The following is a 21,566-nucleotide window of genomic DNA, read 5'->3' as shown; positions in this document are numbered from 1 at the left end:
CATGTGGCCCGAACGCCTATCTGTCGGGCAGGTTTTCGGAGGCGGCATGGACGGCAAGCGTATCCTTCTGATCGTCGGCGGCGGTATCGCCGCCTACAAGCTGCCTCAGCTGATCCGGCTGATGCGGGCCGACGGGCTGGCGGTGACGCCTGTGCTGACGCGGGCCGGCGCGCAGTTCACCACGGCGATGACCCTGTCGGTTCTGGCGGGTGAGGCCGCGCATGAAGGCTTGTTCGACATCGCCAAAGAGGCCGAGATCGGTCATATCCAGCTGTCCCGCAACGCGGATCTTGTCGTGGTCGCACCGGCGACGGCGGATCTGATGGCGAAGATGGCGCAGGGTCTGGCGGACGACCTGGCCTCGACCCTGCTGCTGGCAACCGACAAGCGCGTGTTGATCGCGCCTGCGATGAATGTTCGGATGTGGCAGCATCCGGCGACAGGACGCAATCTTCAGACATTGCGCGGCGACGGGATCCTGACTGTCGGCCCGGACGAGGGCGACATGGCGTGCGGCGAATTCGGTCCCGGTCGCATGGCCGAGCCAGAGGCGATCATGACCGCGATCCGCACCGCCCTTGCCGACGAACCGTTGCGATTGACCCAGGCGGTGCAGGTGCCGCGCGGCCCATTGCTGGGGCGTCATGTCATCGTCACATCGGGACCCACGCATGAACCGATTGATCCGGTGCGCTATATCGCGAATCGTTCGTCCGGTGCCCAGGGCACGGCCATTGCAACAGCATTGCGCGACCTGGGTGCGCGGGTCAGCTTTGTGACCGGCCCTGCCAGCATCGCCCCGCCCGAAGGGGTTGAGGTGATCCGGGTCGAAACGGCGCGCGAGATGCGCGAAGCGGTCAGCGAGGCGCTGCCCGCGGACGCGGCGGTGATGGCCGCCGCCGTCGCCGACTGGCGGGTGACGAACGCCGGGGCGCGCAAGATCAAGAAGGATGGGTCCGGCAAGCCTCCGGCGCTGGAGATGACCGAAAACCCGGATATCCTGGCCTGGGTCAGCGGCCTGCACAAGCGGCGCCCGACACTGGTTGTCGGATTCGCGGCCGAGACCCACGAGGTGATCGAGAACGCGACTGCGAAACGGCAGCGCAAGGGCTGCGACTGGATCGTGGCCAATGATGTCAGTCCGGCGACCGGAATCATGGGGGGCACGGAAAACGCCGTCACGCTGATCCGCGATACCGGGGCAGAGGAATGGCCGCGCATGGGCAAGGATGCGGTCGCGCGCCGTCTGGCCAAGGAAATCGCCGAGGCGCTGACATGAGCCGGCACTATCTTGACTGGAACGCGACGACGCCTTTGCGGCCCGAGGCGCGCGCGGCGATGATCGAGTCGATGGATCTGCCGGGCAACCCGTCCTCGGTGCATGCCGAGGGCCGCGCCGCGCGAATGTTGCTGGAACGGTCCCGCGACCAACTGGCCGCCGCGCTTGGGGCCGAGGGTGCCGACGTGATCTTCACCTCGGGGACGACCGAGGCGGCGGCGATGGTGCTGGCCGGTCGCAAGATCGCCTGCGCCCCGACCGAACACAGCGCCGTAAAGGTCTGGTGCGATCCGTCGCTGGCCGTCGATGCCGACGGGATCGTGACGGTTCCCGTTCCGGCGCAAAGCAGCCTGCAACTGGCCAACAACGAGACCGGCGTCGTGCAGGACCTGCCCGATGGGCTGGGCAGCAGCGATCTGACGCAGGCCTTCGGCAAGATTCCGTTCGCGTTCAACTGGCTTGGGGTCACGGCGGGATTCGTCAGTGCCCACAAGCTGGGCGGCCCGAAGGGGGTTGGCGCGCTGATCTTGAAGAAGGGCACCGACATCCCCGCGCTGATCCGTGGCGGCGGTCAGGAACAGGGCCGCCGGGCGGGCACGGAAAACCTGATCGGCATCGCAGGCTTTGCCGCAGCCGCGACCGCCGCGCAGGCGGAACTGGAAGCCGGGCTGTGGGATCAGGTGGCCGCGCGGCGCGACGCGCTGGAGGCGCGGTTGCTGGACATCGCGCCGGGTGCCAGAATCGCCGGAAAGGGCGCGCGGCGCTTGCCGAATACCACCTGCATTCTTACATCGGGATGGAAAGGCGAAACCCAGGTCATGCAGATGGATCTTGCGGGCTTTGCCGTGTCGGCGGGATCGGCCTGTTCGTCGGGCAAGGTCCGGGCCAGCGGTGCGTTGCAGGCGATGGGTTTCAGCGATGACGAGGCGCAATCGGCGATCCGCATTTCGATAAGTCCGGCTTTGGGCGAGGATCAGATGAACCGATTTGCGGATGCATGGGAAAGCGCGTATTCACGCTGGCGCGACAGGAATGGCTAGGCGGATGCCCGGCCCCAGGAAGGACAAAGGATGACCCAGACCCCCGATCTTGACGTTCGTGAAGGTGTTGACCGCGAAACGGTCGAGACCGTTCAGAACATGGGCAGCTACAAATATGGCTGGGATACCGAGATCGAGATGGACTATGCCCCGAAGGGGCTGAACGAAGATATCGTCCGCCTGATCTCGCAAAAGAACGAAGAGCCGGAATGGATGACGGAGTGGAGGCTTGAGGCCTTTCGCCGCTGGCAGACCATGTCCGAGCCGAAATGGGCAATGCTGAATTATCCCGTGATCGACTATCAGGATCAGTATTACTATGCCCGGCCGAAAAGCATGGAGATCAAGCCCAAGTCGCTGGACGAGGTCGATCCCAAGCTGCTGGCAACCTATGAAAAGCTTGGGATCCCGCTGAAGGAACAGATGATCCTTGCGGGCGTCGAAGGCGCGGATGCCGCCCCGGCCGAAGGTCGCAAGGTCGCCGTCGACGCGGTTTTCGACAGTGTCAGCGTGGGCACCACCTTCAAGGATGAACTGGCCAAGGCCGGTGTCATCTTCTGTTCGATCAGCGAGGCGATCCGCGAGCATCCCGAGCTGGTCAAGAAATACCTTGGCAGTGTCGTTCCGCAATCGGACAACTTCTTCGCCACGCTGAACAGCGCGGTGTTTTCGGACGGCTCGTTCGTGTACGTGCCGCCGGGCGTTCGCTGCCCGATGGAACTGTCCACCTATTTCCGCATCAATGCCGAGAACACAGGCCAGTTCGAGCGCACGCTTATCATCGCCGACAAGGGATCCTACGTCAGCTATCTTGAAGGCTGCACTGCACCCCAACGCGATACCAACCAGCTGCACGCCGCAGTGGTCGAAATCGTCGTGCTGGAGGATGCAGAGGTCAAGTATTCGACGGTCCAGAACTGGTTCCCCGGCGACGAGAACGGCAAGGGCGGGATCTACAATTTCGTCACCAAGCGCGCCGATTGCCGCGAGGCACGGGCCAAGGTGATGTGGACGCAGGTCGAAACCGGCAGCGCGATCACCTGGAAATATCCGTCCTGCATCCTGCGCGGCGACGAAAGCCAGGGCGAGTTCTATTCCATCGCCATCGCCAATAACTGGCAGCAGGCCGACACCGGCACCAAGATGGTGCATCTTGGCAAGAACACCCGCTCGCGCATTGTTTCCAAGGGAATTTCGGCGGGGCAGGCGCAGAACACCTATCGCGGTCTTGTGTCGATGCATCCCCGCGCGACCAACAGCCGCAACTATACGCAATGCGACAGTCTGCTGATCGGCGACAAATGCGGCGCGCATACCGTGCCGTATATAGAGGTGAAGAACACCAGCAGCCGCGTGGAACACGAGGCAACGACCAGCAAGGTCGATGACGACCAGCTGTTCTATTGCCGGTCGCGCGGCATGGACGAGGAAGAAGCGGTCGCGTTGGTCGTGAACGGCTTCTGCCGCGACGTGTTGCAGGCCCTTCCGATGGAATTCGCCATGGAGGCGCAATCGCTTGTCGCGATTTCGCTGGAAGGTTCCGTGGGCTAAGCCCAGACGAGATTTGATGATGGTGCCGGACGGTCGGCACCGCCGCCACCATCTGACGAGGTAAAGATGCTTAAGATCAACAACCTGCATGTGAAACTTGAGGAAGAAGACAAACAGATCCTGAAGGGGCTGTCGCTGGAGGTGCCTGCCGGTCAGGTGCATGCGATCATGGGTCCGAACGGGTCGGGAAAGTCCACCCTGTCCTATGTCCTGTCGGGCCGGGACGGTTATGAAGTCACCGAGGGTGACGCAACGCTGGACGGTGAAAGCCTGCTGGACATGGAGCCTGAAGAACGTGCCGCGGCGGGCCTGTTCCTGGCCTTCCAGTACCCGGTCGAAATTCCGGGCGTCGGCAACATGACCTTCCTGCGGACGGCGGTGAACGCACAGCGCAAGGCGCGCGGGGAGGAAGAACTGTCTTCGGCAGAGTTCCTCAAGCAGATCCGCGAGAAGGCCCGCAATCTGGACATCGACGCCGAGATGCTGAAACGTCCCGTCAATGTCGGTTTCTCGGGCGGCGAGAAAAAGCGCAACGAGATCCTGCAGATGGCGATGCTGGCCCCGCGGATGTGCATCATGGACGAGACCGATTCCGGTCTGGATGTCGATGCGATGCGTCTGGTCGCTGACGGTGTGAACGCGCTGCGCGGCCCCGACCGCAGCTTCCTTGTCATCACCCATTATCAGCGTCTGCTGAATCACATCCAGCCGGACGTGGTCCATATCATGTCAAACGGCCGCATCGTGAAGTCTGGCGGGCCCGATCTGGCCCTGCAGATCGAAGACGAGGGCTATGGCGATCTTCTGGCGGAGGCTGGCTGATGTCAGAAGCCGCCGTGAAGACGAAAGACGTGACACCGCAGGTCAGCGGCGCGGCAAAGGCCGCCGACGCGCTGCAGGCAAGGCTTGACGCGATGACCTTGCCTAAGGGCGGGTTCACCGCCGCTGCACGCGCCGATGCCTTGGCGCGCCTGCGCGACATGGGACTGCCTGGACCGCGCGATGAATACTGGCGCTATACCGATCCGCGCCCGTTCAATGCGCCCGTCCCGCAACCGATCCCGATCGAGGACAAGGCACCCGATTCGCCGCTGTTCACCGATCTCGACCGGCTGACGCTGGTGTTCGTCGATGGCGCGTTCGACGCCGCGTCGTCGGATGACCTGATGCTGGAGGGCATCGAGATCGACACGCTGGCGAATGCCGATGCTCAGGACAGTCATTGGGCGGCGGACGTCTACGGAAAGCTGGAAACCGCAGGGCAAAGCCCGGTCAAACGCCCCTTCGCGGTGCTGAACACCGCGACCGCAGCGGATGGCGTTCTGATCCGGGTGACCGGCAGGCCGGCGAAGCCCGTGCACATCATTCATCGCCGGGCGCGCGAGGATGCAGATGTCAGCTGGCATCATGTGATCCGGGTCGAGGAAGGCGCCGAACTGACGCTGCTTGAGACCGGGATGGTCGGCGCGCGATCCAACTCGGTGATCGAGGTGGATCTGGCGCGCGGCGCGAAGCTGCACCACATCACCGCCAAGCGGGCGGGCCATCAGAAGCTGGGTCTGTCCCACCTGTTCGCGCGCGTGGGTGCCGAAGCGCAGCTGAAGGCGTTCAATCTGTCCGTGAATGGCACGCTGATGCGGCACGAGGGTGTTATCGACATCGTCGGCGACGATGCTGTGGCCCATATCGCCGCAGCCGTGCTGGGCGATGGCCATGTCGGTCCGTTCCATCATGACGATACGGTATTCATCACCCATTCGGCCGAGCGTTGCGAAAGCCGGCAGGTCTTCAAGAAGGTCCTTAAGAACGGCGCGGAAGGCGTGTTCCAGGGCAAGATCCTTGTGAAACCCGGCGCGCAGAAGACCGACGGCTATCAGATCAGCCAAGCACTGCTTCTGGACGAACGCAGCCAGTTCCTTGCCAAGCCGGAACTGGAAATCTATGCCGATGACGTCAAGTGTTCGCATGGTTCGACGACCGGCGCGATCGACGAGACCGCGCTGTTCTACATGCGGTCGCGCGGGGTGCCCTATGACCGCGCAATCGTGTTCCTTGTGCTGTCCTTCCTTGCCGATGCGTTGGAGGAAATCGAGGATGAAACGCTGCGCGGCCAGATCAATGACCGGTTGGAAGCTTGGCTGACCCGTCGCGCCAAACAGTGATGCGTCGCGGCATCCTGCCGCGCATTATGCAAAGCTGGTGGTCGCCGCGCCGCGTGGTGCGGGGCCTGTCCACGATGCCGGAATCGAGCAAGCTTGCGGTCCTGATGGCGGCACTGCTGATCTTTCTGATCGCGCAAGGCCCGCTGCGGGCGCGCGAGGCGCAGCTTGACCCATCGGTCCCGTTCGAGGCACGGATGGGGGGCGCGATGCTGGCGGTGCTGTTCATGATGCCGCTGATCGCCTATGCGGTGGCGGCGATCGTTTCGATGCTGTCGCGGCTGTTTCCGAAGCGGCTGACGCCCGAGGATTCGCGGCTGGCGCTGTTCTGGGCGCTGCTGGCGGTGTCGCCCGCAATGTTGTTGTGGGGCATTGTTGCGGGGTTGATCGGGCCGGGTCCGGCGCAAATGCTGACACAGGTTCTGGTTGGCGTCGGGTTCTTGATGATCTGGGGCGCCGGTGTCCGTGCGCTGGCGAGGAAAGAATGAATTTCGACGATCTGAAGATGCTTGTCGGCCAAAGCTTCCGCAACCCCGAGGGGGCGGCGCGCGCGCTGATCGGGATGAACTTGCCTTTGTCGGCCCGCTGGATGGCGCTGGCGCTGGCTGTGTCTGTGTCGGCACTGCTGGCGTGGATGTCTGCGCAGATGTTCCCGCTGCCCGAGGGCGCGGCCTCTGGCGTTCTGGTCCTGACCGCGCAGCCGATGATCATGGCGGGCATCCAGTTCTGCGCGATCGCTCTGGCGGCGTCGCTGATGGCCGGGGTCGGGCGCATGTTCGGCGGACAGGGACGGTTCGAGGACGCGTTGCTGCTGACCGTCTGGATCGAGGTCGTGCTTCTGCTGGTGCAGTTGGTGCAGTTGCTGCTGTCGCTGATCCTGCCGGGTCTTGCCGGCATCCTGGGCATCGTTGCGATCGCGGTCTTTCTGTGGCTGACGGTGCAGTTCACCAAGGCGTTGCATGGGTTTCAAAGCGGCATCAAGGTGATGCTGGTCATGTTCGCCACGGCGCTTGCCGTTGGTTTCGTTCTGTCGTTTCTGGCCGCTGCTTTCGGCTTGCTTCCCGAGGTGCCACAATGACATTTGACGTTTCCGCCATCCGCGCCGATTTCCCGATCCTGTCGCGGCAGGTCAACGGGCGCCCGCTGGTCTATCTGGACAACGGCGCGAGCGCGCAAAAGCCGCGTCAGGTGATCGAGGCCATCACCCGTGCATACGAGGGCGAATACGCCAATGTGCATCGCGGGCTGCATTACTTGTCGAATCTGGCGACCGACAACTATGAACGCGTCCGCGCGATCATCGCGAAATTCCTGAATGCCCCGCGCGAGGACGAGATCATCTTCACTTCGGGCGGAACCGAGGGGATCAATCTGGTCAGCTATGGCTGGGCCGCGCCTCGATTGCAGGCAGGCGACGAAATCGTGCTGTCGGTGCTGGAACATCACGCCAATATCGTGCCGTGGCATTTCCTGCGCGAACGGCAGGGTGTGGTGCTGAAATGGGTCGAGCCCGATCCCGATGGCAGCCTGCCCGCAGAGAAGGTCTTGCAGGCTGTCGGACCAAAGACCAAGCTGATTGCCGTCACCCATATGTCGAACGTGACCGGCACGATCGTCGATGTTGGCGCGATTGCCCGCGGAACCTCCGTGCCGGTTCTGGTGGACGGCAGTCAGGGTGCCGTTCACACGCCTGTCGATCTGTCCGCGCTTGGTGTCGATTTCTACTGCATCACCGGACACAAGCTGTACGGACCATCGGGATCCGGCGCGATCTGGATAAAGGCCGCGCGTCAGGCCGAGATGCGGCCCTTCATGGGCGGCGGCGACATGATCCGTACCGTTGCGCGGGACGGGATCGACTATGCCGATCCTCCCTTGCGGTTCGAGGCCGGCACGCCCGGCATCGTCAATCAGATCGGTCTTGGTGCCGCGCTGGAATATCTGATGGAAATCGGGATGGACAATGTCGCCGCGCATGAACAGGCGCTGCGCGATCACGCCCGTGACCGGTTGCGCGAACTGAACTGGCTGAACATGCAGGGGGATGCGCCGGGCAAGGGTGCGATCTTTTCCATGACGATGCAGGGCGCACATGCGCACGACATCTCGACGATCCTGGACAAGAAGGGCATCGCGGTCAGGGCCGGAAGCCACTGTGCCATGCCGCTGATGGATTTCTATGGAATCAACGCCAGCGCACGCGCGTCCTTCGCGATGTACAACACCACCGAGGAAGTGGACGCGCTTGTCGAAGGATTAAGCTTCTGCAGAGAGCTTTTCGCCTGATTCTTGCAAAGATTCGAAGACCAGTCGAAGAATGCCCGAAATTTCTTGCCGGAATGCGACGAGTTCTGCATCCCTCGCGTTGATAAGGCAAGGAGGCGCGCATGTCCGAAGTTCTGGTTCTGGGTGCAGGGATGGTTGGCGTCAGCACCGCGCTGGCATTGCAGTCGCGTGGTCATGACGTCACCATCATCGACCGCAACTCTCCTGGCCGCGAGACCAGCTATGGCAATGCCGGTCTGATTCAGACCGAGGCGGTTGAACCCTACGCCATGCCGCTGGCGCCCGGCGCGCTGATGCAGATTGCGATGGGGCGCGGCTATGACGTCAAATGGAATATTCCGGGCCTGTTGTCGCAGGCGGGTGCCGTCTGGGCCTATGCATGGAATTCTTTGCCCGCCGCGCATCGTCGTGCATCCCGGACATGGGGCAAGCTGATTCGCCAATCGACCGAACGTCACGGACCGTTGATCCAGGCAGCCGGTGCCGACAACATCATTCGTCGCGACGGCTATATCGAGATCCATCGCACGCCCAAGAAAATGGATCAGGCCCGCAAATCCGTCGAGCGTTTCCTGACCGAGTTCGGCGTCGAAGCCAAGATCCTGGATGGCAAGCAACTGCGCGCGCTGGAACCCTCGATAAAGGTCGAAGTTGAAGGTGCAACCCATTGGTCTGACAGCTGGAACTGTTCAGATCCCGGCGGGCTTGTGGCGCGCTATGCGGCGCTGTTCGAACGTCAGGGCGGGCGCATCATCAATGGCGATGCCGGCGATCTGCACCGCAAGGGCGCGGCCTGGGTCGCCGATGAGGCCGAGGGCGAACACGCCGTCGTTGCGCTTGGTCCATGGTCGCCGATGATGCTGGGCCGTTTTGGGCTGAAGGTGCCGATGGTCTACAAACGCGGCTATCACCGCCACTATCACATGGATGCCCCGCCGCATCATCCGATCGCCGATTTCGGCAATTCGGTCGTGTTGTCGCCGATGCGCCGTGGCCTGCGGATCGCCACCGCGGCCGAACTGACGCGCAATCCGCGCCTGACGCCGCCGCAACTGAGCCATGGCGAAGAGGCCGCGAAGGAACTGTTCGACATCGGGGCGCCTGTCGAGGCTGAGCCCTGGACGGGTCGCAGGCCCTGCATGCCGGACATGCTGCCGGTCGTTGGGCGGGTGCCCGATCAGGCAAACCTCTGGGCCCATTTCGGGCACGGGCATCAGGGCTTCACCCTTGGTCCGGTGACAGCCGAGATCCTTGCCGACGAACTTGATGGCGGTCAGGGCTGGGCGGAACTGCAGCCGGACCGCCTGAAACGCTGATCCGGGCGTGGCACCGTCACAGCCCGGTTTTCGCAAGAAGCCCGGTGATGACCGGTGCCAGCCGTGCGGCCCATTCGGCCTGGCCCTGTTCGGACCGGATCAGGTCGTTGCGCAGTTCGATCAGCAGGTTCGGCCGGCCATGTGAAAGGGCGTGCCGATCAATTGAATCGCCCTGAAGGTGACCGCTATAGGGCTGGTTCTCGCCGGTCACCCAGCCTTGGTCGCGGCAGGCCTGAACCATCGGCGCGCCCAGCCTTGAATCGCGATGTGAATACAGGATGCCGACCTGCCATGGCCGGGGTGGCCTGCCGCGCAGTTGCGGGGTGAAGCTGTGGACCGCGCAGATGCACCGCGCGGGATGACGCGCCGCCAGTTCCGCCAGCGCCTGATGATAGGGGCGATGCAGTCGTGCCAGGCGGCGCTCACGTTCGGCCGCGTCGGCGTTGCGGTTCGCGGGAATTACCGTGCCGTCATACAGCCGCATCAGCAGCGTCGGATCATCCTCGCCACGATTCGGGTCGATCACCAATCGCGAGAAATCCGACATGATCGCGGGCGCCTGCAGGCGTTCCGCAAGCTTCGCGGCAAGTCCGGCCGCGCCAACGTCGAACGCGATGTGACGCGCCATGTCCGCCGCCGCGATGCCCAGATCGCCGCCGTTGACCCATTCCGGCACGCGGTTGGTGGCGTGGTCGCAGGTGATCAGCCAACGCGAGGGGCGATCCTCGCCTTCAACGCGGAAGGCGCGCTTTGTCATGTGCTCTTCATCCTTCATATCGCATGCTGTCTATGCCACACAGGGGCCAGACACCAGTTGCCGCAAGGGGCCTGTTGTGGCATTGATAGCGCTAACCGGAGATCCGGAGCCTGTATGGGCCGAACGCAGAGGGGCGGACGATGAGACGACATCGCAATGTGAAGATCGTGGCGACACTGGGGCCGGCGTCAAGCAGCAAGGAGATGATCCGGGCGCTGTTCGACGCGGGTGCCGACGTGTTCCGCCTGAACATGAGCCATGGCAGCCATGACGATCACCGCGCCCGGCACGCCACGATCCGCGAGATCGAGGCCGAAACAGGTCGGCCCATCGCCATCCTGGCCGACCTTCAGGGACCCAAGCTGCGCGTCGGGCCGTTCGAGGCGGGCGCGCATGATCTGGAAGTGGGCGACAAGTTCCGCTTCGACCTGGACACGGCCAAGGGCGATTCGACCCGGGTCCAGCTCCCGCACCCCGAGATTTTCCAGGCGCTTGAGCCGGGCAGCGAACTGCTGGTCAACGACGGCAAGATCCGCCTGACGGTGGATGAATGCGGTCCCGACTTTGCAAATTGCACCGTGACCGTCCCCGGCACGATCAGCGACCGCAAGGGCGTGAACGTGCCCGATGTTGTCCTGCCGCTGGCGGCGTTGTCCGACAAGGACCGGGCGGATCTGGAATTCGCATGCGAACTGGGGGTGGACTGGCTGGCGCTGTCGTTCGTGCAGCGTGCGGAGGACGTCGAAGAAGCCCGGCTTCTGGCAAAGGGCCGCGCGGCCGTGCTGTCGAAGATCGAAAAGCCCGCCGCCGTGCGTGCCTTCGACGAGATCCTGAAAGTGTCCGACGGGATCATGGTGGCCCGCGGCGATCTGGGCGTGGAACTGCCCGTCCACTCGGTTCCGCCAATCCAGAAGCGGTTGGTCCGGCACTGCCGTGCGGCAGCCAAGCCTGTGATCGTGGCCACGCAGATGCTGGAATCCATGATCGACAGCCCGATGCCGACCCGTGCCGAGGTCAGCGATGTGGCCAATGCCATCTACGAAGGAGCCGATGCGGTGATGCTGTCTGCCGAAAGCGCGGCGGGCTCCTATCCGGTCGAGGCCGTGACGACGATGGACAGCGTCGCCCGCTCGGTCGAGGCGGATCCGAACTATCGCGCCATCATCGAGGCGTCGCGCGCGGCCAAGCTGCACAGCGTTGCAGACGCCATCGTGACCGCAGCACGCGAGATCGCCGAGACGACCGATATCGCCGCGATCTGCGCCTTCACGCAATCCGGCACGACCGTCGGACTGGTGGCGCGTGAACGCCCGCGTGTGCCGATCCTGGCGATGAGCCCTGTCGATACCGTTCTTCGCCGGATGGTCCTGACCTGGGGCACCCATTGCGTCAAGACCGGCCGCCTCAGCCGTTTCAAGGAAGCAGTGGTGAATTCGACCCGCGCGGCGCGTGATTTCGGCTTCGCCGACGAAACGCGTCAGGTCGTGGTGATGGCAGGGGTGCCCTTCAATGTGCCGGGCACGACGAACATCCTGCGCATCGCGCCGTGCGACGAGCGGTTGATTTACGCCACCGATCCGGAATAGACCCGCCTGACCATAGACAAAAGCGGGTGCGTTCCATGTCCGATTATCTGCTGCTGGCCGGCGTTGCGCTGTGCCTGATCTCGGTGGTTGTTGCCATCGTGCAGCTTGTGCAGACCCGACCGCCGCGTGCCGCGGTGATCACGCTGATTATCGGGATCGTCGCGCTGTTCGCGGGCGCGTATCTGAACCCCGAGCCATTCCAGACAAACGACATCGTTTCGGCCTGGGATCATGTTGTCGAAGAGGCGCAGGGCAGCGCACCCTGATCTGACCCTCTTGCCAATTCCTCTGCGTGCCCTTATACGGCGCGCTTCCTACCCGCGCGGCCGGCCGGAATGGCATTGCCGAGTCGCGTGTTCACTCTGTTACGAAGGAGATGAAAATGCCGAAGATGAAGACCAAATCGGCCGCCAAGAAGCGGTTCTCGATGACGGCCTCGGGCAAGGTCAAGGCCTCTCAGGCCGGCAAGCGCCACGGCATGATCAAGCGTACCACGAAGTTCATTCGTGACGCGCGCGGCACCACCGTCCTGTGCGACGCGGATGCCAAGATCGTCAAGAAATACATGCCCTACAACCGCTGAACCCCGAGGACTGAACAATGGCACGAGTTAAATCCGGCAAGGTCACCCACGCCCGCCACAAGAAGGTCCTTGAAAAGGCCAAGGGCTATTACGGCAACCGCTCGCGGAACTTCCGTACCGCGACGCAGGCCGTAGACAAGGCAAACCAGTACGCCACCCGCGACCGCAAGAACCGCAAGCGCAACTTCCGCGCGCTGTGGATCCAGCGGATCAACGCCGGTGTGCGTGCCTTCGACGCCGACATGACCTATTCGCGTTTCATCAACCTGCTGTCGAAAGCGGGTATCGAGGTGGACCGCAAGGTTCTGGCCGATCTGGCCGTGAACGAGCCCGAAGCGTTCGGCGCGATCGTCGAAAAGGCGAAAGCCGCCGCCTGATCACGGCATGGCTGTTCTTTGCAAAGGCCCGTCCCGAAAGGGGCGGGCCTTTTCGTATCTTCATCTCGCATCCCACGGAACAGGGACGCGCGAGTTGACGACAAGAAGTTCCGGGGCATGCCATGAGCGGCGCTAGGCCGAGCGATAGCGACCGGAAGGCCGAGGGGCAGGGGGAAGGCCTGCCGCAGAGCAGACAGAGGGCTGCCATACGCGGTCCAAGAGGCCCCGCAATGCAAAAGGCCGCATCCGGGGATGCGGCCTTTCGTTCATCGGGATGAAGGCGAAGATCAGTTCTTCGCGTAAAATTCGACGACCAGGTTCGGTTCCATCTGCACGGCGTAGGGCACATCACCCAGCGACGGCGTGCGGACAAAGGTCGCGGTCATCTTGTTGTGGTCGGCGTCCAGATAGTCGGGAACGTCACGCTCGGGCAAGCCCACGGCTTCCAGCACGATGGCCAGCTGACGCGAACGCTCGCGGATCGAGATGACATCGCCTTCCTTGACGCGGTAGGACGGGATGTTCACGCGCTGACCGTTCACCTCGACATGGCCGTGATTCACGAACTGGCGGGCGGCGAAGATGGTCGCCACGAATTTCGCCCGATAGACGACAGCGTCCAGACGACGCTCCAGAAGGCCGATCAGGTTCTCGCCCGTATCGCCCTTGACGCGCTCGGCCTCGGCATAGATGCGGCGGAACTGCTTTTCGGTCAGATCGCCATAGTAACCCTTCAGCTTCTGCTTGGCGCGCAGCTGGGTGCCGAAGTCGGACAGTTTCTGCTTGCGGCGCTGGCCGTGCTGACCGGGGCCGTATTCGCGGCGGTTCACCGGGGATTTGGCGCGACCCCAGATGTTTTCGCCCATGCGGCGGTCGATCTTGTACTTGGCAGACGTGCGTTTGGTCACGGCTGATCTCCTTTTGTTGTTTCAAAAGGGCGTTGTCCTTTGGCAGAAGCCTGACAGGGAATCCCTCGCGGGAGCCACCAACACCAATGAAGTGCGCGCTTATAGACGCCTGATGCCCGGTGTCAACAGGTGTTTCAGGCGCGCTGTTCCTGCAGCCTTGCCAGTGCCTCGGACCAGCCAGGCAAAAGGGCGGGATCGGGGTCAAAACGGGCCGCGATGTCGGGCGGTGTCATGGCGTCCGAGCCTGCACCGGTGGCAGCCATCAGCGCCAGACGTGCCGCGCCGAAGCCTGCGCCGGTTTCGGCGCCCGCCGGCCGCAGCACCGGCACGCCGGTCGCCTGTGCCAGCATTCCCAGCCACAGGTCGGACCGCGCGCCACCGCCCATTGCAATCAACGAGTCCGCGCCGCCCCCGGCAGCGGTCAGCGCGGCCATGTTCTCGGCCAGCGCCAGGGCCACCCCTTCCAGCACGGCACGGGTCATCTGGGCGCGGTCGCTGCGTCCGGACATGCCGGTAAAGCCCGCCCGCTGAGCCGGGTTGTTCAGCGGTGTCCGCTCGCCCGACAGATAGGGCCAGAAGGCGATGCGGCCGGGCTGACCGACATCCGTGCCAAGTTCGGCCAGCAGATCGGGCGCGGGACGGCCGCAGATGCCCGACCACCATTCCAGGCAGCCTGCGGCGGACAGGATCACACCCATCTGGTGCCACTGGCCCGGCAAGGCGTGGCAGAAGGCATGAATCGCCGTTTCGGGCGCCGGCAGGAATCGGTCCGTCGCTGCAAAGATCACCCCCGATGTTCCCAGCGAGACCAGCCCCGGGCCCGGCCCGGTGATTCCGGCCCCGATCGCGGTGGCGGCGTTGTCGCCTGCGCCACCTGCCACCGGGATGCCGGCGGGCAGGCCCAACTCGGCCGCGGTGTCGGAACGCAGGTGGCCCGCGACCTCGCTGCCCTCGGCAAGGGCGGGCATCATGCTGCGGTCCATTCCGGTGGCTGCCAGAAGATCGTCTGACCAGTCACGTTTGGCCGGACTGAACCATGACGTGCCCGAAGCGTCGGACATGTCGCTGATCGCCTCGCCGGTCAGCCAAAGCCGCAGATAGTCCTTGGGCAGCAGGACGCGGCGGATCCGGGCGAAAAGGTCGGGTTCGTGCTGCTGCATCCAGACCAGCTTCGGCGCCGTGAACCCCGCAAAGACCAGATTGCCGGTGATGTCGTGAAATCGCGGATCGGCGTCCAGCGCAACCGCCTCGTCGGCGGCGCGGCCGTCATTCCACAGGATCGCGGGGCGCAGCACGTTATCTGATGCATCAAGGCAGACGGCACCGTGCATCTGACCGGACAGGCCGATCCCGGCAACCTTGTGCAGCGGTTGGTTCAGGTCCGCGATTGCCGCGCGGGTTGCGTCGATCCAGTCCTGCGGCGTCTGTTCGGACCAGCCCGGACGCGGTGTCTGAACGCCAAGTGTCGCGTGGCCGGTCCCCAGCACGGCCTGCGCATCGTCGATCAGAACGACCTTTACCCCTGACGTGCCCAGATCGATTCCCAGATACATGATCGTCCCTCCGTATGCCGCGCGGCCATGATTGGCGCGACTTTGGGACATTTGAGGGCCAGATGCCAGATGTCGCCTCAGCCAAGCTGGCCGTCGGGCTGAAAGAAATGCGACAGCGGCAGTGCAGCGGCACCCAGGACGCGGGCATTGCGGCCCAGGCTGCCCTCGATCACCTCGGGCGGGTCGATCCCTTCTCGCGGCATGTCGATCAGTGCTGTGCGCGTTGCCTCGACCAGCCGCGTCCGGGTCGCATGCGGCACCGCACCGTCGATCACCACAAGCGGAAGATCCACGATCGATGCCGCAGCCAGGGAAACAAAGGCCAGGGCGCGGCCCGCCTGGGCGGCCCATTCGGCCTCGGCCCGTTCGGGGACATCCCAGGCCGAATCGTCCGGGTGCAGCGACCGTCCAAGCCGCGTTTCCAGCGATGCGACCGATGCGCGGTCCAGAAGCTGGCCACCGTCGGGCACCAGGATAGAGCCAAGCGCGGCGGCATTGCGCTGCGGACCAAAGCGAAGCTTGCCGTCCAGAACCAGCCCGCCGCCGGGAAAATGCGCGATATAGATGTGCAGGAAATCGGCGGGCAGGGGCCGTTGTCCGAACACCAGCTCTGCGCCGCAGGCGGTGGTCGCGTCGTTTTCCAGGAACACCGGAAACGGCAGTTCCGCGGCCAGTTCCGCGCGCAGGTCGTGATCCTGCCATGCGGCCATCTCGTCGCCCCAGTCCCACAGGCGAAACGGGGTCGCGATGCCCAGGCCTGCGATTCGGTCCCGTGCGGCCTGTGTCAGGTTGGACTGGAATGTGGCAATCCCGTGGCGGGCGAAGGCCAGAACCCTGTCCGGTTCCGGAAACGGGTATATCTCCTGTCGATGAAGTTTTACCTGTCCGGCGAAATCGACAAGCGCCAGTTCAGCCAATCGGCGACCCAGCTTCAGGCCGATGAAAAGCGCGCCGTCAGGCGCCAGGGAGAGGGGCGTGGAAGGCTGGCCGACCTTGCCCCGCACGACGTCTTCCTCGGCAAGAAATCCGTTTTCGATCAGCTTTCTGCTGAGATTCGTGATCGCCTGGGCGGACAGCCCGGTCGCCTGCGCCAATGCCGCGCGAGGCATCGGACCGCGTTTGCGGATCAGGGACAGGATCAGGCGCTCGTTCCGGCTGAAGATTCCGCCCGTGATGCGCGTGTTCGACATGATCTCGATCCTCCCTTCCTGCATTAATCAACGTAATTGAATTATTGACAAGTGAAATCTTCTCGTGCTTTGTGAAGTCAAGGCGGGCAGAGGTCCCGCTTGTGGTGGAGGAGCAATTCTAATGAACATGAAGCACGTATTCCGTATGTCGGCAGCCGCGTCCGCACTGGCGCTCAGCGCTGGTCTGGCACAGGCGCAAGAGCCGGTTAAGGCCTGTCTGATCACCAAGACGGACATCAACCCCTTCTTCGTGAAAATGAAGGAAGGTGCCAGCGCCAAGGCGCAGGAACTTGGGGTCGAACTGATGACCTTTGCCGGCAAGATCGACGGCGATCACGAAACCCAGCAGCAGGCGATGGAAAGCTGCATCGCGGCGGGCGTCAAGGGGATCATGATCACCGCGTCCGATACCAAGGCGATTGTGGATTCTGTCAAGCAGGCGCAGGACAACGGCATTCTGGTGATTGCCCTGGATACGCCGCTGGATCCGATCGACGCGGCCGACGCCACCTTCGCGACCGACAATTACGAGGCCGGTCGGCTGATCGGGGCCTGGGCCAAAGGCAAGATGGGCGATGCCGCTGCGGACGCGAAGATCGCCTTCCTCGACCTGTCCGAACGCGGCGCATCGGTGGACGTGCTGCGCGATCAGGGCTTCATGGAAGGTTTCGGCATCGATGTGAAGGATAAGTCGCAGATCGGTGACGAGGATGATGCCCGGATCGTCGGCCACGAAGTGACTTCGGGCAACGAAGAGGGCGGGCGTCAGGCCATGGAGGCGCTGATGCAGAAGGATCCCGCCATCAACCTCGTCTATACGATCAATGAACCCGCCGCAGCCGGGGCCTATGAGGCGCTGAAATCCTTTGGCAAGGAAGGCGATGCACTGATCGTGTCGATCGACGGCGGCTGCCCTGGCGTGCAGAATGTGCAGGAAGGCATCATCGGCGCGACATCGCAGCAATACCCGCTGAAAATGGCGTCGATGGGCATCGAGGCGATTGCGGCCTTCGCCAAGGACGGCACCAAGCCGAAAACCAGCGAGGGTCTGGATTTCACCAATACCGGCGTCAATCTTGTGACCGATCAGCCGGTCGATGGCGTGTCCTCGATCAGCGTTCAGGACGGCCTGGACCAGTGCTGGGGCTGATCGCCCGGGTCTGAGACTTTCACCATCTGTCGTCGAGCGACGGCGGCGCAAGGCGCCGCCGTCCCATCATCCACATCCGGACGGAGAGCCCCATGTCGGACGCCCCTGATCCCGTGGTCGAGCGCAATTCCAGCGAGACGGTCGCCTCATTCGAGCATCATTCTCGTGGACTGCTGGACCGGGTGCAGCATTTCCTGCACCGTTTCCCAACCATGGTGCCGGTCATCGTGCTGGTGCTGTCACTGATCGCTTTCGGGCTGATCTCGCCCAACTTCTTCTCGGCCTTCAACCTGTCGCTGATCATGCAGCAGGTCGCGGTGGTCGGCACCCTGGCCGCGGCGCAGTCGCTGGTGATCCTGACCGCTGGTATCGACCTGTCGGTGGGTGCGGTGATGGTGATGATTTCCGTGGTCATGGGGCGCCTGTCCCTTGATCTGGGCATTCCGGTTCCCATAGCGATCGTTCTGGGCATGGGTTGCGGCCTGTTGACCGGTGCGCTGAACGGCATGCTTGTCACGCGGCTAAAGCTGCCGCCCTTCATCACGACGCTGGGGACATGGAATATCTTCCTTGCGTTGAATTATTATCTGTCGGGCCGCGAGACGATCCGCAGCCAGACACTGGATGCCGAGGCGCCGCTGCTGAAGTTCTTCGGTGAACGCTTCAATCTGGGCGGGGCGGTGCTGACCTATGGCGTCGTGCTGATGCTGATCGTGTTCATCGTGCTGTGGTATGCGCTGAACAAGACCGCGTGGGGGCGTCGCGTCTATGCCGTCGGCGACGATCCCGAGGCCGCCGCCCTGGCTGGCATCCAGACCAAGCGCGTGCTGTTGTCGGTCTATATGGCGGCCGGCTTCATCTGCGCACTGGCGGCGTGGTCGTCGATCGGGCGCGTCGGATCGGTCAGCCCGACCTCTTTCTTCGAGGCCAATCTTGAGTCGATCACGGCCGTGGTGATCGGGGGCATCTCACTGTTCGGCGGCCGTGGTTCGATCATGGGTCCGCTGATCGGTGCGCTGATCGTCGGCGTCTTCAATTCGGGTCTGCGCCTCGCCGGTGTGGACGTTCTGTGGCAGTTGTTCGCAACCGGCTGGCTGATCATCGTCGCCGTCGCTGTGGACCAATGGATCAGGAAGATTTCGTCATGACCGAACCGCTTCTGACAGCCCGCAACATCGTCAAGCGCTATGGCCGGGTGACCGCCATCGACCACGCCGATTTCGATCTCTATCCGGGCGAGATCCTGGCTGTGATCGGCGACAACGGTGCCGGCAAGTCCAGCCTTATCAAGGCCGTCTCGGGGGCCGTGCAACCCGACGAGGGCGAGATTCGCCTGAACGGCAAGCCGGTCAGCTTCGACAGCCCGCTGGCCGCACGCAAGGCAGGGATCGAGACCGTCTATCAGACGCTGGCCTTGTCGCCCGCCCTGTCGATTTCGGACAACATGTTCATGGGTCGCGAGATCCGCAGATCAGGGATCATGGGCAAGTGGTTCGGCATGCTGGACAAGCCGGCGATGGACAAGTTCGCCCGCGACAAGTTGTCCGAACTGGGACTGATGACGATCCAGAACATCAGCCAGCCGGTCGAAACGCTTTCTGGCGGGCAACGTCAGGGCGTTGCGGTGGCGCGGGCCGCCGCATTCGGCAGCCGCGTCATCATCCTGGACGAGCCGACCGCGGCGCTGGGGGTGAAGGAAAGCCGGCGCGTGCTGGACCTGATCCTTGACGTCAAGTCGCGCGGTATTCCGATCGTGTTGATCAGTCACAACATGCCGCATGTCTTCGAGGTGGCCGATCGCATTCACATCCATCGGCTTGGCAAGCGGCTGTGCGTGATCAACCCGAAAGAACACACGATGTCGGATGCGGTGGCCTACATGACGGGCGCGAAGCTGCCCGAAGGGGTGGCTGCATGACGGATGGGGAAGGGGGGCTGTGTCCCCCGTCCTTCGACCTTGCCGCGACTTTTTTCCAGAACGGGGAAGGTCGGGCGCTGATCCAGCGGCTTGCGTCCCTGTCCGGCCCGCGCGTCATCATCGCGGTGGTCGGACCGCCCGGATCAGGCAAGTCCACCCTGGCCGCGTCGCTGGTCGCGCGTGTGGATCGGGCGGCGTTGGTACCGATGGACGGCTTCCATCTGGATGATCGGATCCTTGATGCGCGTGGTTTGCGTGACCGCAAAGGCGCCGTCGAGACGTTCGATGCCAGCGGGTTCGCCGCGCTGGCGTCGCGTATGGCGGTGCCGGGGTCCGAGGTGTTCTATCCGGTCTTCGACCGAAGCCGCGAAATCGCCATCGCGGGTGCGGGCGTGGTGCGCGACACGGATCGGGTCATTGTGATCGAAGGCAACTATCTGCTGCTGGACCAAAGCCCGTGGGATCAGGTCAAATATGATCTGACAGTGTCGCTGAACGTGCCCGAGGACGAATTGCGGCGCCGATTGACGCAACGCTGGCAAGGTCTTGGCAAGTCGCCCGATGCCGTGGCCGCGCATCTTGAAAATGACCTTCGCAATGCGCGGCTGGTGGCGGCGCAGTCACGCGCCGCCGACGTGACGCTAGTCGGTCAGAAAGCGCATCATGAACCAGGCGAGGCCTGAACAGATCAGCGTCGCCGCAACGACCGGCAGCGCGGTCCCGTTGTACAGCTGACCGACCGGTGCCGCGATCAGGGTCGCGAGCACGGTCGAGATCGCGGCGACGATGGATGCGGCCATCCCCGCGATATGGCCCATATATTGCAATGCCAGCGCGTTCAGGTTCCCGAATGTGACGCCCGCCATGAAGAACACGCTGACGCACCAGACGAAGAACGCCGGAAAATGCAGCGCCGGGGGCAGCGCCCCGCTCAGCAGCAAGATCAGCATGGTGGCGCTGACGCAGGTCTGCATGATGTATGCCCATTTCGCGATGCGGCGCATGCCGAACCGGGTGACGAAGGTCGCGTTCAGGATCGTGCCCGATCCCGACAGCAGCGCCATCGCCGCGAACCAGGCCGGGAACGCATCGCCCTTGCCGTAAGCTTCGCCGAACAATTGCTGGGCCGATGACAGAAGCCCGAACATCTGGCCGAACCCCAGAGTCAGGATCAGCGTGCACAACATGACATGGCGGCTGGTCAGCACCTCGCGGGCGGCCTCGCGCAGGGGGCCTGCGCGCAGCGGACGGCGGCGTTCGGGCGGCAGCGTTTCGGACTGGCGCAAGTTCAGCCAGCTGCAACCGATCAGCGCGAACAGCAAGAAGCCGATGAACACGCCATGCCAGCCCGCCAGATAGATCATGCCCGCGCCGATCGAGGGCGCAAGGGCGGGCACGATGATGAAGACCATCATCACGAAGCTGGTGATCCGCGCCATCTCGCGCCCGGCGTAAAGATCGCGCACAAGCGCCAGGCCGACGATCCGCGGACCTGATGCACCAAGCCCCTGGACGAAACGCGCCACCAGCAGCATTTCGATCGAGTTGGCGAAGATCGCGATTACTGTCGCGGCGGCGTAGATCCCGAAGCCGATCGTGATGGCTCGCTTGCGCCCGATGGCATCGGATATGGGACCGGCGAACAGCGTGCCCACGCCCATTCCCGCGACGAAGACCGTCAGGATCAGCTGCGCGCGGTTGACGTTGTCAGGTGTCAGCTCGGCGGCGATATCAGGCAGCGCCGGCAGCATCGCATCGATCGAGAACGCGATCGTGGCGAAAAGGAAGGCCAGCATCGCGATGAATTCGGGCATGGGCAGACGGCGCAGCGGCGTCTGCTGAAAGGAAGCGGCATGAGACATCGGAAACACCTATCGGTCAGGTGATGGCCTTAATCCCATTTTGCACGCTGT

At 63.6% G+C, this 21,566-nt stretch carries 22 protein-coding genes; 17 read left to right on the top strand and 5 right to left on the bottom strand.

Annotation, left to right across the window (positions count from 1 at the left end; translation table 11 throughout):
• Positions 1–46: 46 nt before the first annotated feature.
• From coaBC to J7359_RS04525, 9 genes are all read left to right on the top strand, one after another.
• Entirely contained in the window at positions 47–1,279 is a 1,233-nt protein-coding gene (coaBC, locus tag J7359_RS04565) for a bifunctional phosphopantothenoylcysteine decarboxylase/phosphopantothenate--cysteine ligase CoaBC (RefSeq protein ID WP_209055372.1), read from the top strand.
• Entirely contained in the window at positions 1,276–2,319 is a 1,044-nt protein-coding gene (locus tag J7359_RS04560; protein WP_209055371.1) for an aminotransferase class V-fold PLP-dependent enzyme, read from the top strand. The genes coaBC and J7359_RS04560 overlap by 4 nt, the downstream gene beginning before the upstream one ends.
• 30 nt (positions 2,320–2,349) lie before the next feature.
• A complete protein-coding gene (sufB, locus tag J7359_RS04555; RefSeq protein WP_209055370.1) occupies positions 2,350–3,870 on the top strand; it encodes a Fe-S cluster assembly protein SufB in 1,521 nt (506 codons plus the stop codon).
• A 66-nt stretch (positions 3,871–3,936) separates the two neighbouring features.
• Entirely contained in the window at positions 3,937–4,692 is a 756-nt protein-coding gene (gene sufC, locus J7359_RS04550) for a Fe-S cluster assembly ATPase SufC (RefSeq protein ID WP_209055369.1), read from the top strand.
• Positions 4,692–6,032, top strand: coding sequence for a SufD family Fe-S cluster assembly protein (locus tag J7359_RS04545; protein WP_209055368.1), 1,341 nt, complete (start codon positions 4,692–4,694; stop codon positions 6,030–6,032). The genes sufC and J7359_RS04545 overlap by 1 nt, the downstream gene beginning before the upstream one ends.
• Complete coding sequence (locus J7359_RS04540) at positions 6,032–6,517, top strand: hypothetical protein (RefSeq protein ID WP_247740194.1); 486 nt, start codon at positions 6,032–6,034, stop codon at positions 6,515–6,517. The genes J7359_RS04545 and J7359_RS04540 overlap by 1 nt, the downstream gene beginning before the upstream one ends.
• Positions 6,514–7,107, top strand: coding sequence for a YIP1 family protein (locus J7359_RS04535; protein WP_209055367.1), 594 nt, complete (start codon positions 6,514–6,516; stop codon positions 7,105–7,107). Before J7359_RS04540 ends, J7359_RS04535 begins: the two co-directional genes overlap by 4 nt.
• Positions 7,104–8,315, top strand: a complete 1,212-nt coding sequence (locus J7359_RS04530; RefSeq protein WP_209055366.1) for a cysteine desulfurase — start codon at positions 7,104–7,106, stop codon at positions 8,313–8,315. Before J7359_RS04535 ends, J7359_RS04530 begins: the two co-directional genes overlap by 4 nt.
• 101 nt (positions 8,316–8,416) lie before the next feature.
• The gene (locus J7359_RS04525) at positions 8,417–9,631 is read left to right on the top strand and encodes an FAD-dependent oxidoreductase (protein WP_209055365.1); all 1,215 of its coding nucleotides are present in this window, start codon (positions 8,417–8,419) and stop codon (positions 9,629–9,631) included.
• Between the two features lie 16 nt (positions 9,632–9,647).
• Here J7359_RS04525 and J7359_RS04520 read toward each other — a convergent pair whose 3' ends face one another.
• Positions 9,648–10,388, bottom strand: coding sequence for an N-formylglutamate amidohydrolase (locus tag J7359_RS04520; protein WP_209055364.1), 741 nt, complete (start codon positions 10,386–10,388; stop codon positions 9,648–9,650).
• 140 nt (positions 10,389–10,528) lie between these two features.
• Between J7359_RS04520 and pyk the strand changes: the two genes are divergently transcribed.
• The 4 genes from pyk to rplT all read left to right on the top strand — a co-directional run bounded on the left by pyk (position 10,529) and on the right by rplT (position 12,934).
• Positions 10,529–11,974, top strand: coding sequence for a pyruvate kinase (pyk, locus tag J7359_RS04515; RefSeq protein WP_209055363.1), 1,446 nt, complete (start codon positions 10,529–10,531; stop codon positions 11,972–11,974).
• 35 nt (positions 11,975–12,009) lie between these two features.
• Complete coding sequence (locus J7359_RS04510; protein ID WP_209055362.1) at positions 12,010–12,240, top strand: hypothetical protein; 231 nt, start codon at positions 12,010–12,012, stop codon at positions 12,238–12,240.
• 116 nt (positions 12,241–12,356) lie between these two features.
• Positions 12,357–12,557, top strand: coding sequence for a 50S ribosomal protein L35 (rpmI, locus tag J7359_RS04505; RefSeq protein ID WP_209055361.1), 201 nt, complete (start codon positions 12,357–12,359; stop codon positions 12,555–12,557).
• A gap of 17 nt (positions 12,558–12,574) precedes the next feature.
• Positions 12,575–12,934, top strand: a complete 360-nt coding sequence (gene rplT / locus J7359_RS04500; protein WP_209055360.1) for a 50S ribosomal protein L20 — start codon at positions 12,575–12,577, stop codon at positions 12,932–12,934.
• A gap of 287 nt (positions 12,935–13,221) precedes the next feature.
• Here the strand turns inward: rplT and rpsD are convergent, their stop codons facing one another.
• The 3 genes from rpsD to J7359_RS04485 form a co-directional block, all read right to left on the bottom strand.
• Positions 13,222–13,842: a 30S ribosomal protein S4 gene (gene rpsD, locus J7359_RS04495; RefSeq protein ID WP_209055359.1), complete on the bottom strand. Its 621-nt coding sequence runs from the start codon at positions 13,840–13,842 to the stop codon at positions 13,222–13,224.
• Positions 13,843–13,976: 134 nt separating this feature from the next.
• Positions 13,977–15,395, bottom strand: coding sequence for a xylulokinase (gene xylB, locus J7359_RS04490; RefSeq protein WP_209055358.1), 1,419 nt, complete (start codon positions 15,393–15,395; stop codon positions 13,977–13,979).
• A gap of 77 nt (positions 15,396–15,472) precedes the next feature.
• On the bottom strand, positions 15,473–16,585 hold the full coding sequence (locus J7359_RS04485) for an ROK family transcriptional regulator (RefSeq protein WP_209055357.1): 1,113 nt from the start codon (positions 16,583–16,585) through the stop codon (positions 15,473–15,475).
• Between the two features lie 127 nt (positions 16,586–16,712).
• Between J7359_RS04485 and J7359_RS04480 the strand changes: the two genes are divergently transcribed.
• The 4 genes from J7359_RS04480 (at position 16,713) to J7359_RS04465 (ending at position 20,336) form a co-directional block, all read left to right on the top strand.
• A complete protein-coding gene (locus J7359_RS04480; RefSeq protein WP_209055631.1) occupies positions 16,713–17,735 on the top strand; it encodes a sugar ABC transporter substrate-binding protein in 1,023 nt (340 codons plus the stop codon).
• A gap of 92 nt (positions 17,736–17,827) precedes the next feature.
• Complete coding sequence (locus tag J7359_RS04475; RefSeq protein WP_209055356.1) at positions 17,828–18,883, top strand: ABC transporter permease; 1,056 nt, start codon at positions 17,828–17,830, stop codon at positions 18,881–18,883.
• Entirely contained in the window at positions 18,880–19,653 is a 774-nt protein-coding gene (locus J7359_RS04470; protein ID WP_209055355.1) for an ATP-binding cassette domain-containing protein, read from the top strand. The genes J7359_RS04475 and J7359_RS04470 overlap by 4 nt, the downstream gene beginning before the upstream one ends.
• Positions 19,650–20,336 carry an AAA family ATPase gene (locus J7359_RS04465; RefSeq protein ID WP_209055354.1) on the top strand — a complete coding sequence of 229 codons (687 nt, stop codon included), beginning with the start codon at positions 19,650–19,652 and terminating at the stop codon, positions 20,334–20,336. The genes J7359_RS04470 and J7359_RS04465 overlap by 4 nt, the downstream gene beginning before the upstream one ends.
• Here the strand turns inward: J7359_RS04465 and J7359_RS04460 are convergent.
• Positions 20,295–21,515, bottom strand: coding sequence for a multidrug effflux MFS transporter (locus J7359_RS04460; protein ID WP_247740193.1), 1,221 nt, complete (start codon positions 21,513–21,515; stop codon positions 20,295–20,297). The two genes, J7359_RS04465 and J7359_RS04460, sit on opposite strands and share 42 nt — an antisense overlap.
• Between the last annotated feature and the right edge of the window lie 51 nt (positions 21,516–21,566).

It is taken from the genome of Paracoccus sp. R12_2, from assembly GCF_017744015.1.
In the GTDB taxonomy this organism is placed as follows: domain Bacteria; phylum Pseudomonadota; class Alphaproteobacteria; order Rhodobacterales; family Rhodobacteraceae; genus Paracoccus.
The sequence above is the reverse complement of the archived record's forward strand: the minus strand, read 5'-3'. Positions and strand labels throughout refer to the sequence as shown.

Coding starts and splice junctions, on each gene's coding strand:
- coaBC (WP_209055372.1), top strand. CDS start 47: ATGGACGGCAAGCGTATCCTTCTGATCGTCGGCGGCGGTATCGCCGCC.
- J7359_RS04560 (WP_209055371.1), top strand. CDS start 1,276: ATGAGCCGGCACTATCTTGACTGGAACGCGACGACGCCTTTGCGGCCC.
- sufB (WP_209055370.1), top strand. CDS start 2,350: ATGACCCAGACCCCCGATCTTGACGTTCGTGAAGGTGTTGACCGCGAA.
- sufC (WP_209055369.1), top strand. CDS start 3,937: ATGCTTAAGATCAACAACCTGCATGTGAAACTTGAGGAAGAAGACAAA.
- J7359_RS04545 (WP_209055368.1), top strand. CDS start 4,692: ATGTCAGAAGCCGCCGTGAAGACGAAAGACGTGACACCGCAGGTCAGC.
- J7359_RS04540 (WP_247740194.1), top strand. CDS start 6,032: ATGCGTCGCGGCATCCTGCCGCGCATTATGCAAAGCTGGTGGTCGCCG.
- J7359_RS04535 (WP_209055367.1), top strand. CDS start 6,514: ATGAATTTCGACGATCTGAAGATGCTTGTCGGCCAAAGCTTCCGCAAC.
- J7359_RS04530 (WP_209055366.1), top strand. CDS start 7,104: ATGACATTTGACGTTTCCGCCATCCGCGCCGATTTCCCGATCCTGTCG.
- J7359_RS04525 (WP_209055365.1), top strand. CDS start 8,417: ATGTCCGAAGTTCTGGTTCTGGGTGCAGGGATGGTTGGCGTCAGCACC.
- J7359_RS04520 (WP_209055364.1), bottom strand. CDS start 10,388: ATGACAAAGCGCGCCTTCCGCGTTGAAGGCGAGGATCGCCCCTCGCGT.
- pyk (WP_209055363.1), top strand. CDS start 10,529: ATGAGACGACATCGCAATGTGAAGATCGTGGCGACACTGGGGCCGGCG.
- J7359_RS04510 (WP_209055362.1), top strand. CDS start 12,010: ATGTCCGATTATCTGCTGCTGGCCGGCGTTGCGCTGTGCCTGATCTCG.
- rpmI (WP_209055361.1), top strand. CDS start 12,357: ATGCCGAAGATGAAGACCAAATCGGCCGCCAAGAAGCGGTTCTCGATG.
- rplT (WP_209055360.1), top strand. CDS start 12,575: ATGGCACGAGTTAAATCCGGCAAGGTCACCCACGCCCGCCACAAGAAG.
- xylB (WP_209055358.1), bottom strand. CDS start 15,395: ATGTATCTGGGAATCGATCTGGGCACGTCAGGGGTAAAGGTCGTTCTG.
- J7359_RS04485 (WP_209055357.1), bottom strand. CDS start 16,585: ATGTCGAACACGCGCATCACGGGCGGAATCTTCAGCCGGAACGAGCGC.
- J7359_RS04480 (WP_209055631.1), top strand. CDS start 16,713: ATGAAGCACGTATTCCGTATGTCGGCAGCCGCGTCCGCACTGGCGCTC.
- J7359_RS04475 (WP_209055356.1), top strand. CDS start 17,828: ATGTCGGACGCCCCTGATCCCGTGGTCGAGCGCAATTCCAGCGAGACG.
- J7359_RS04470 (WP_209055355.1), top strand. CDS start 18,880: ATGACCGAACCGCTTCTGACAGCCCGCAACATCGTCAAGCGCTATGGC.
- J7359_RS04465 (WP_209055354.1), top strand. CDS start 19,650: ATGACGGATGGGGAAGGGGGGCTGTGTCCCCCGTCCTTCGACCTTGCC.
- J7359_RS04460 (WP_247740193.1), bottom strand. CDS start 21,515: ATGTCTCATGCCGCTTCCTTTCAGCAGACGCCGCTGCGCCGTCTGCCC.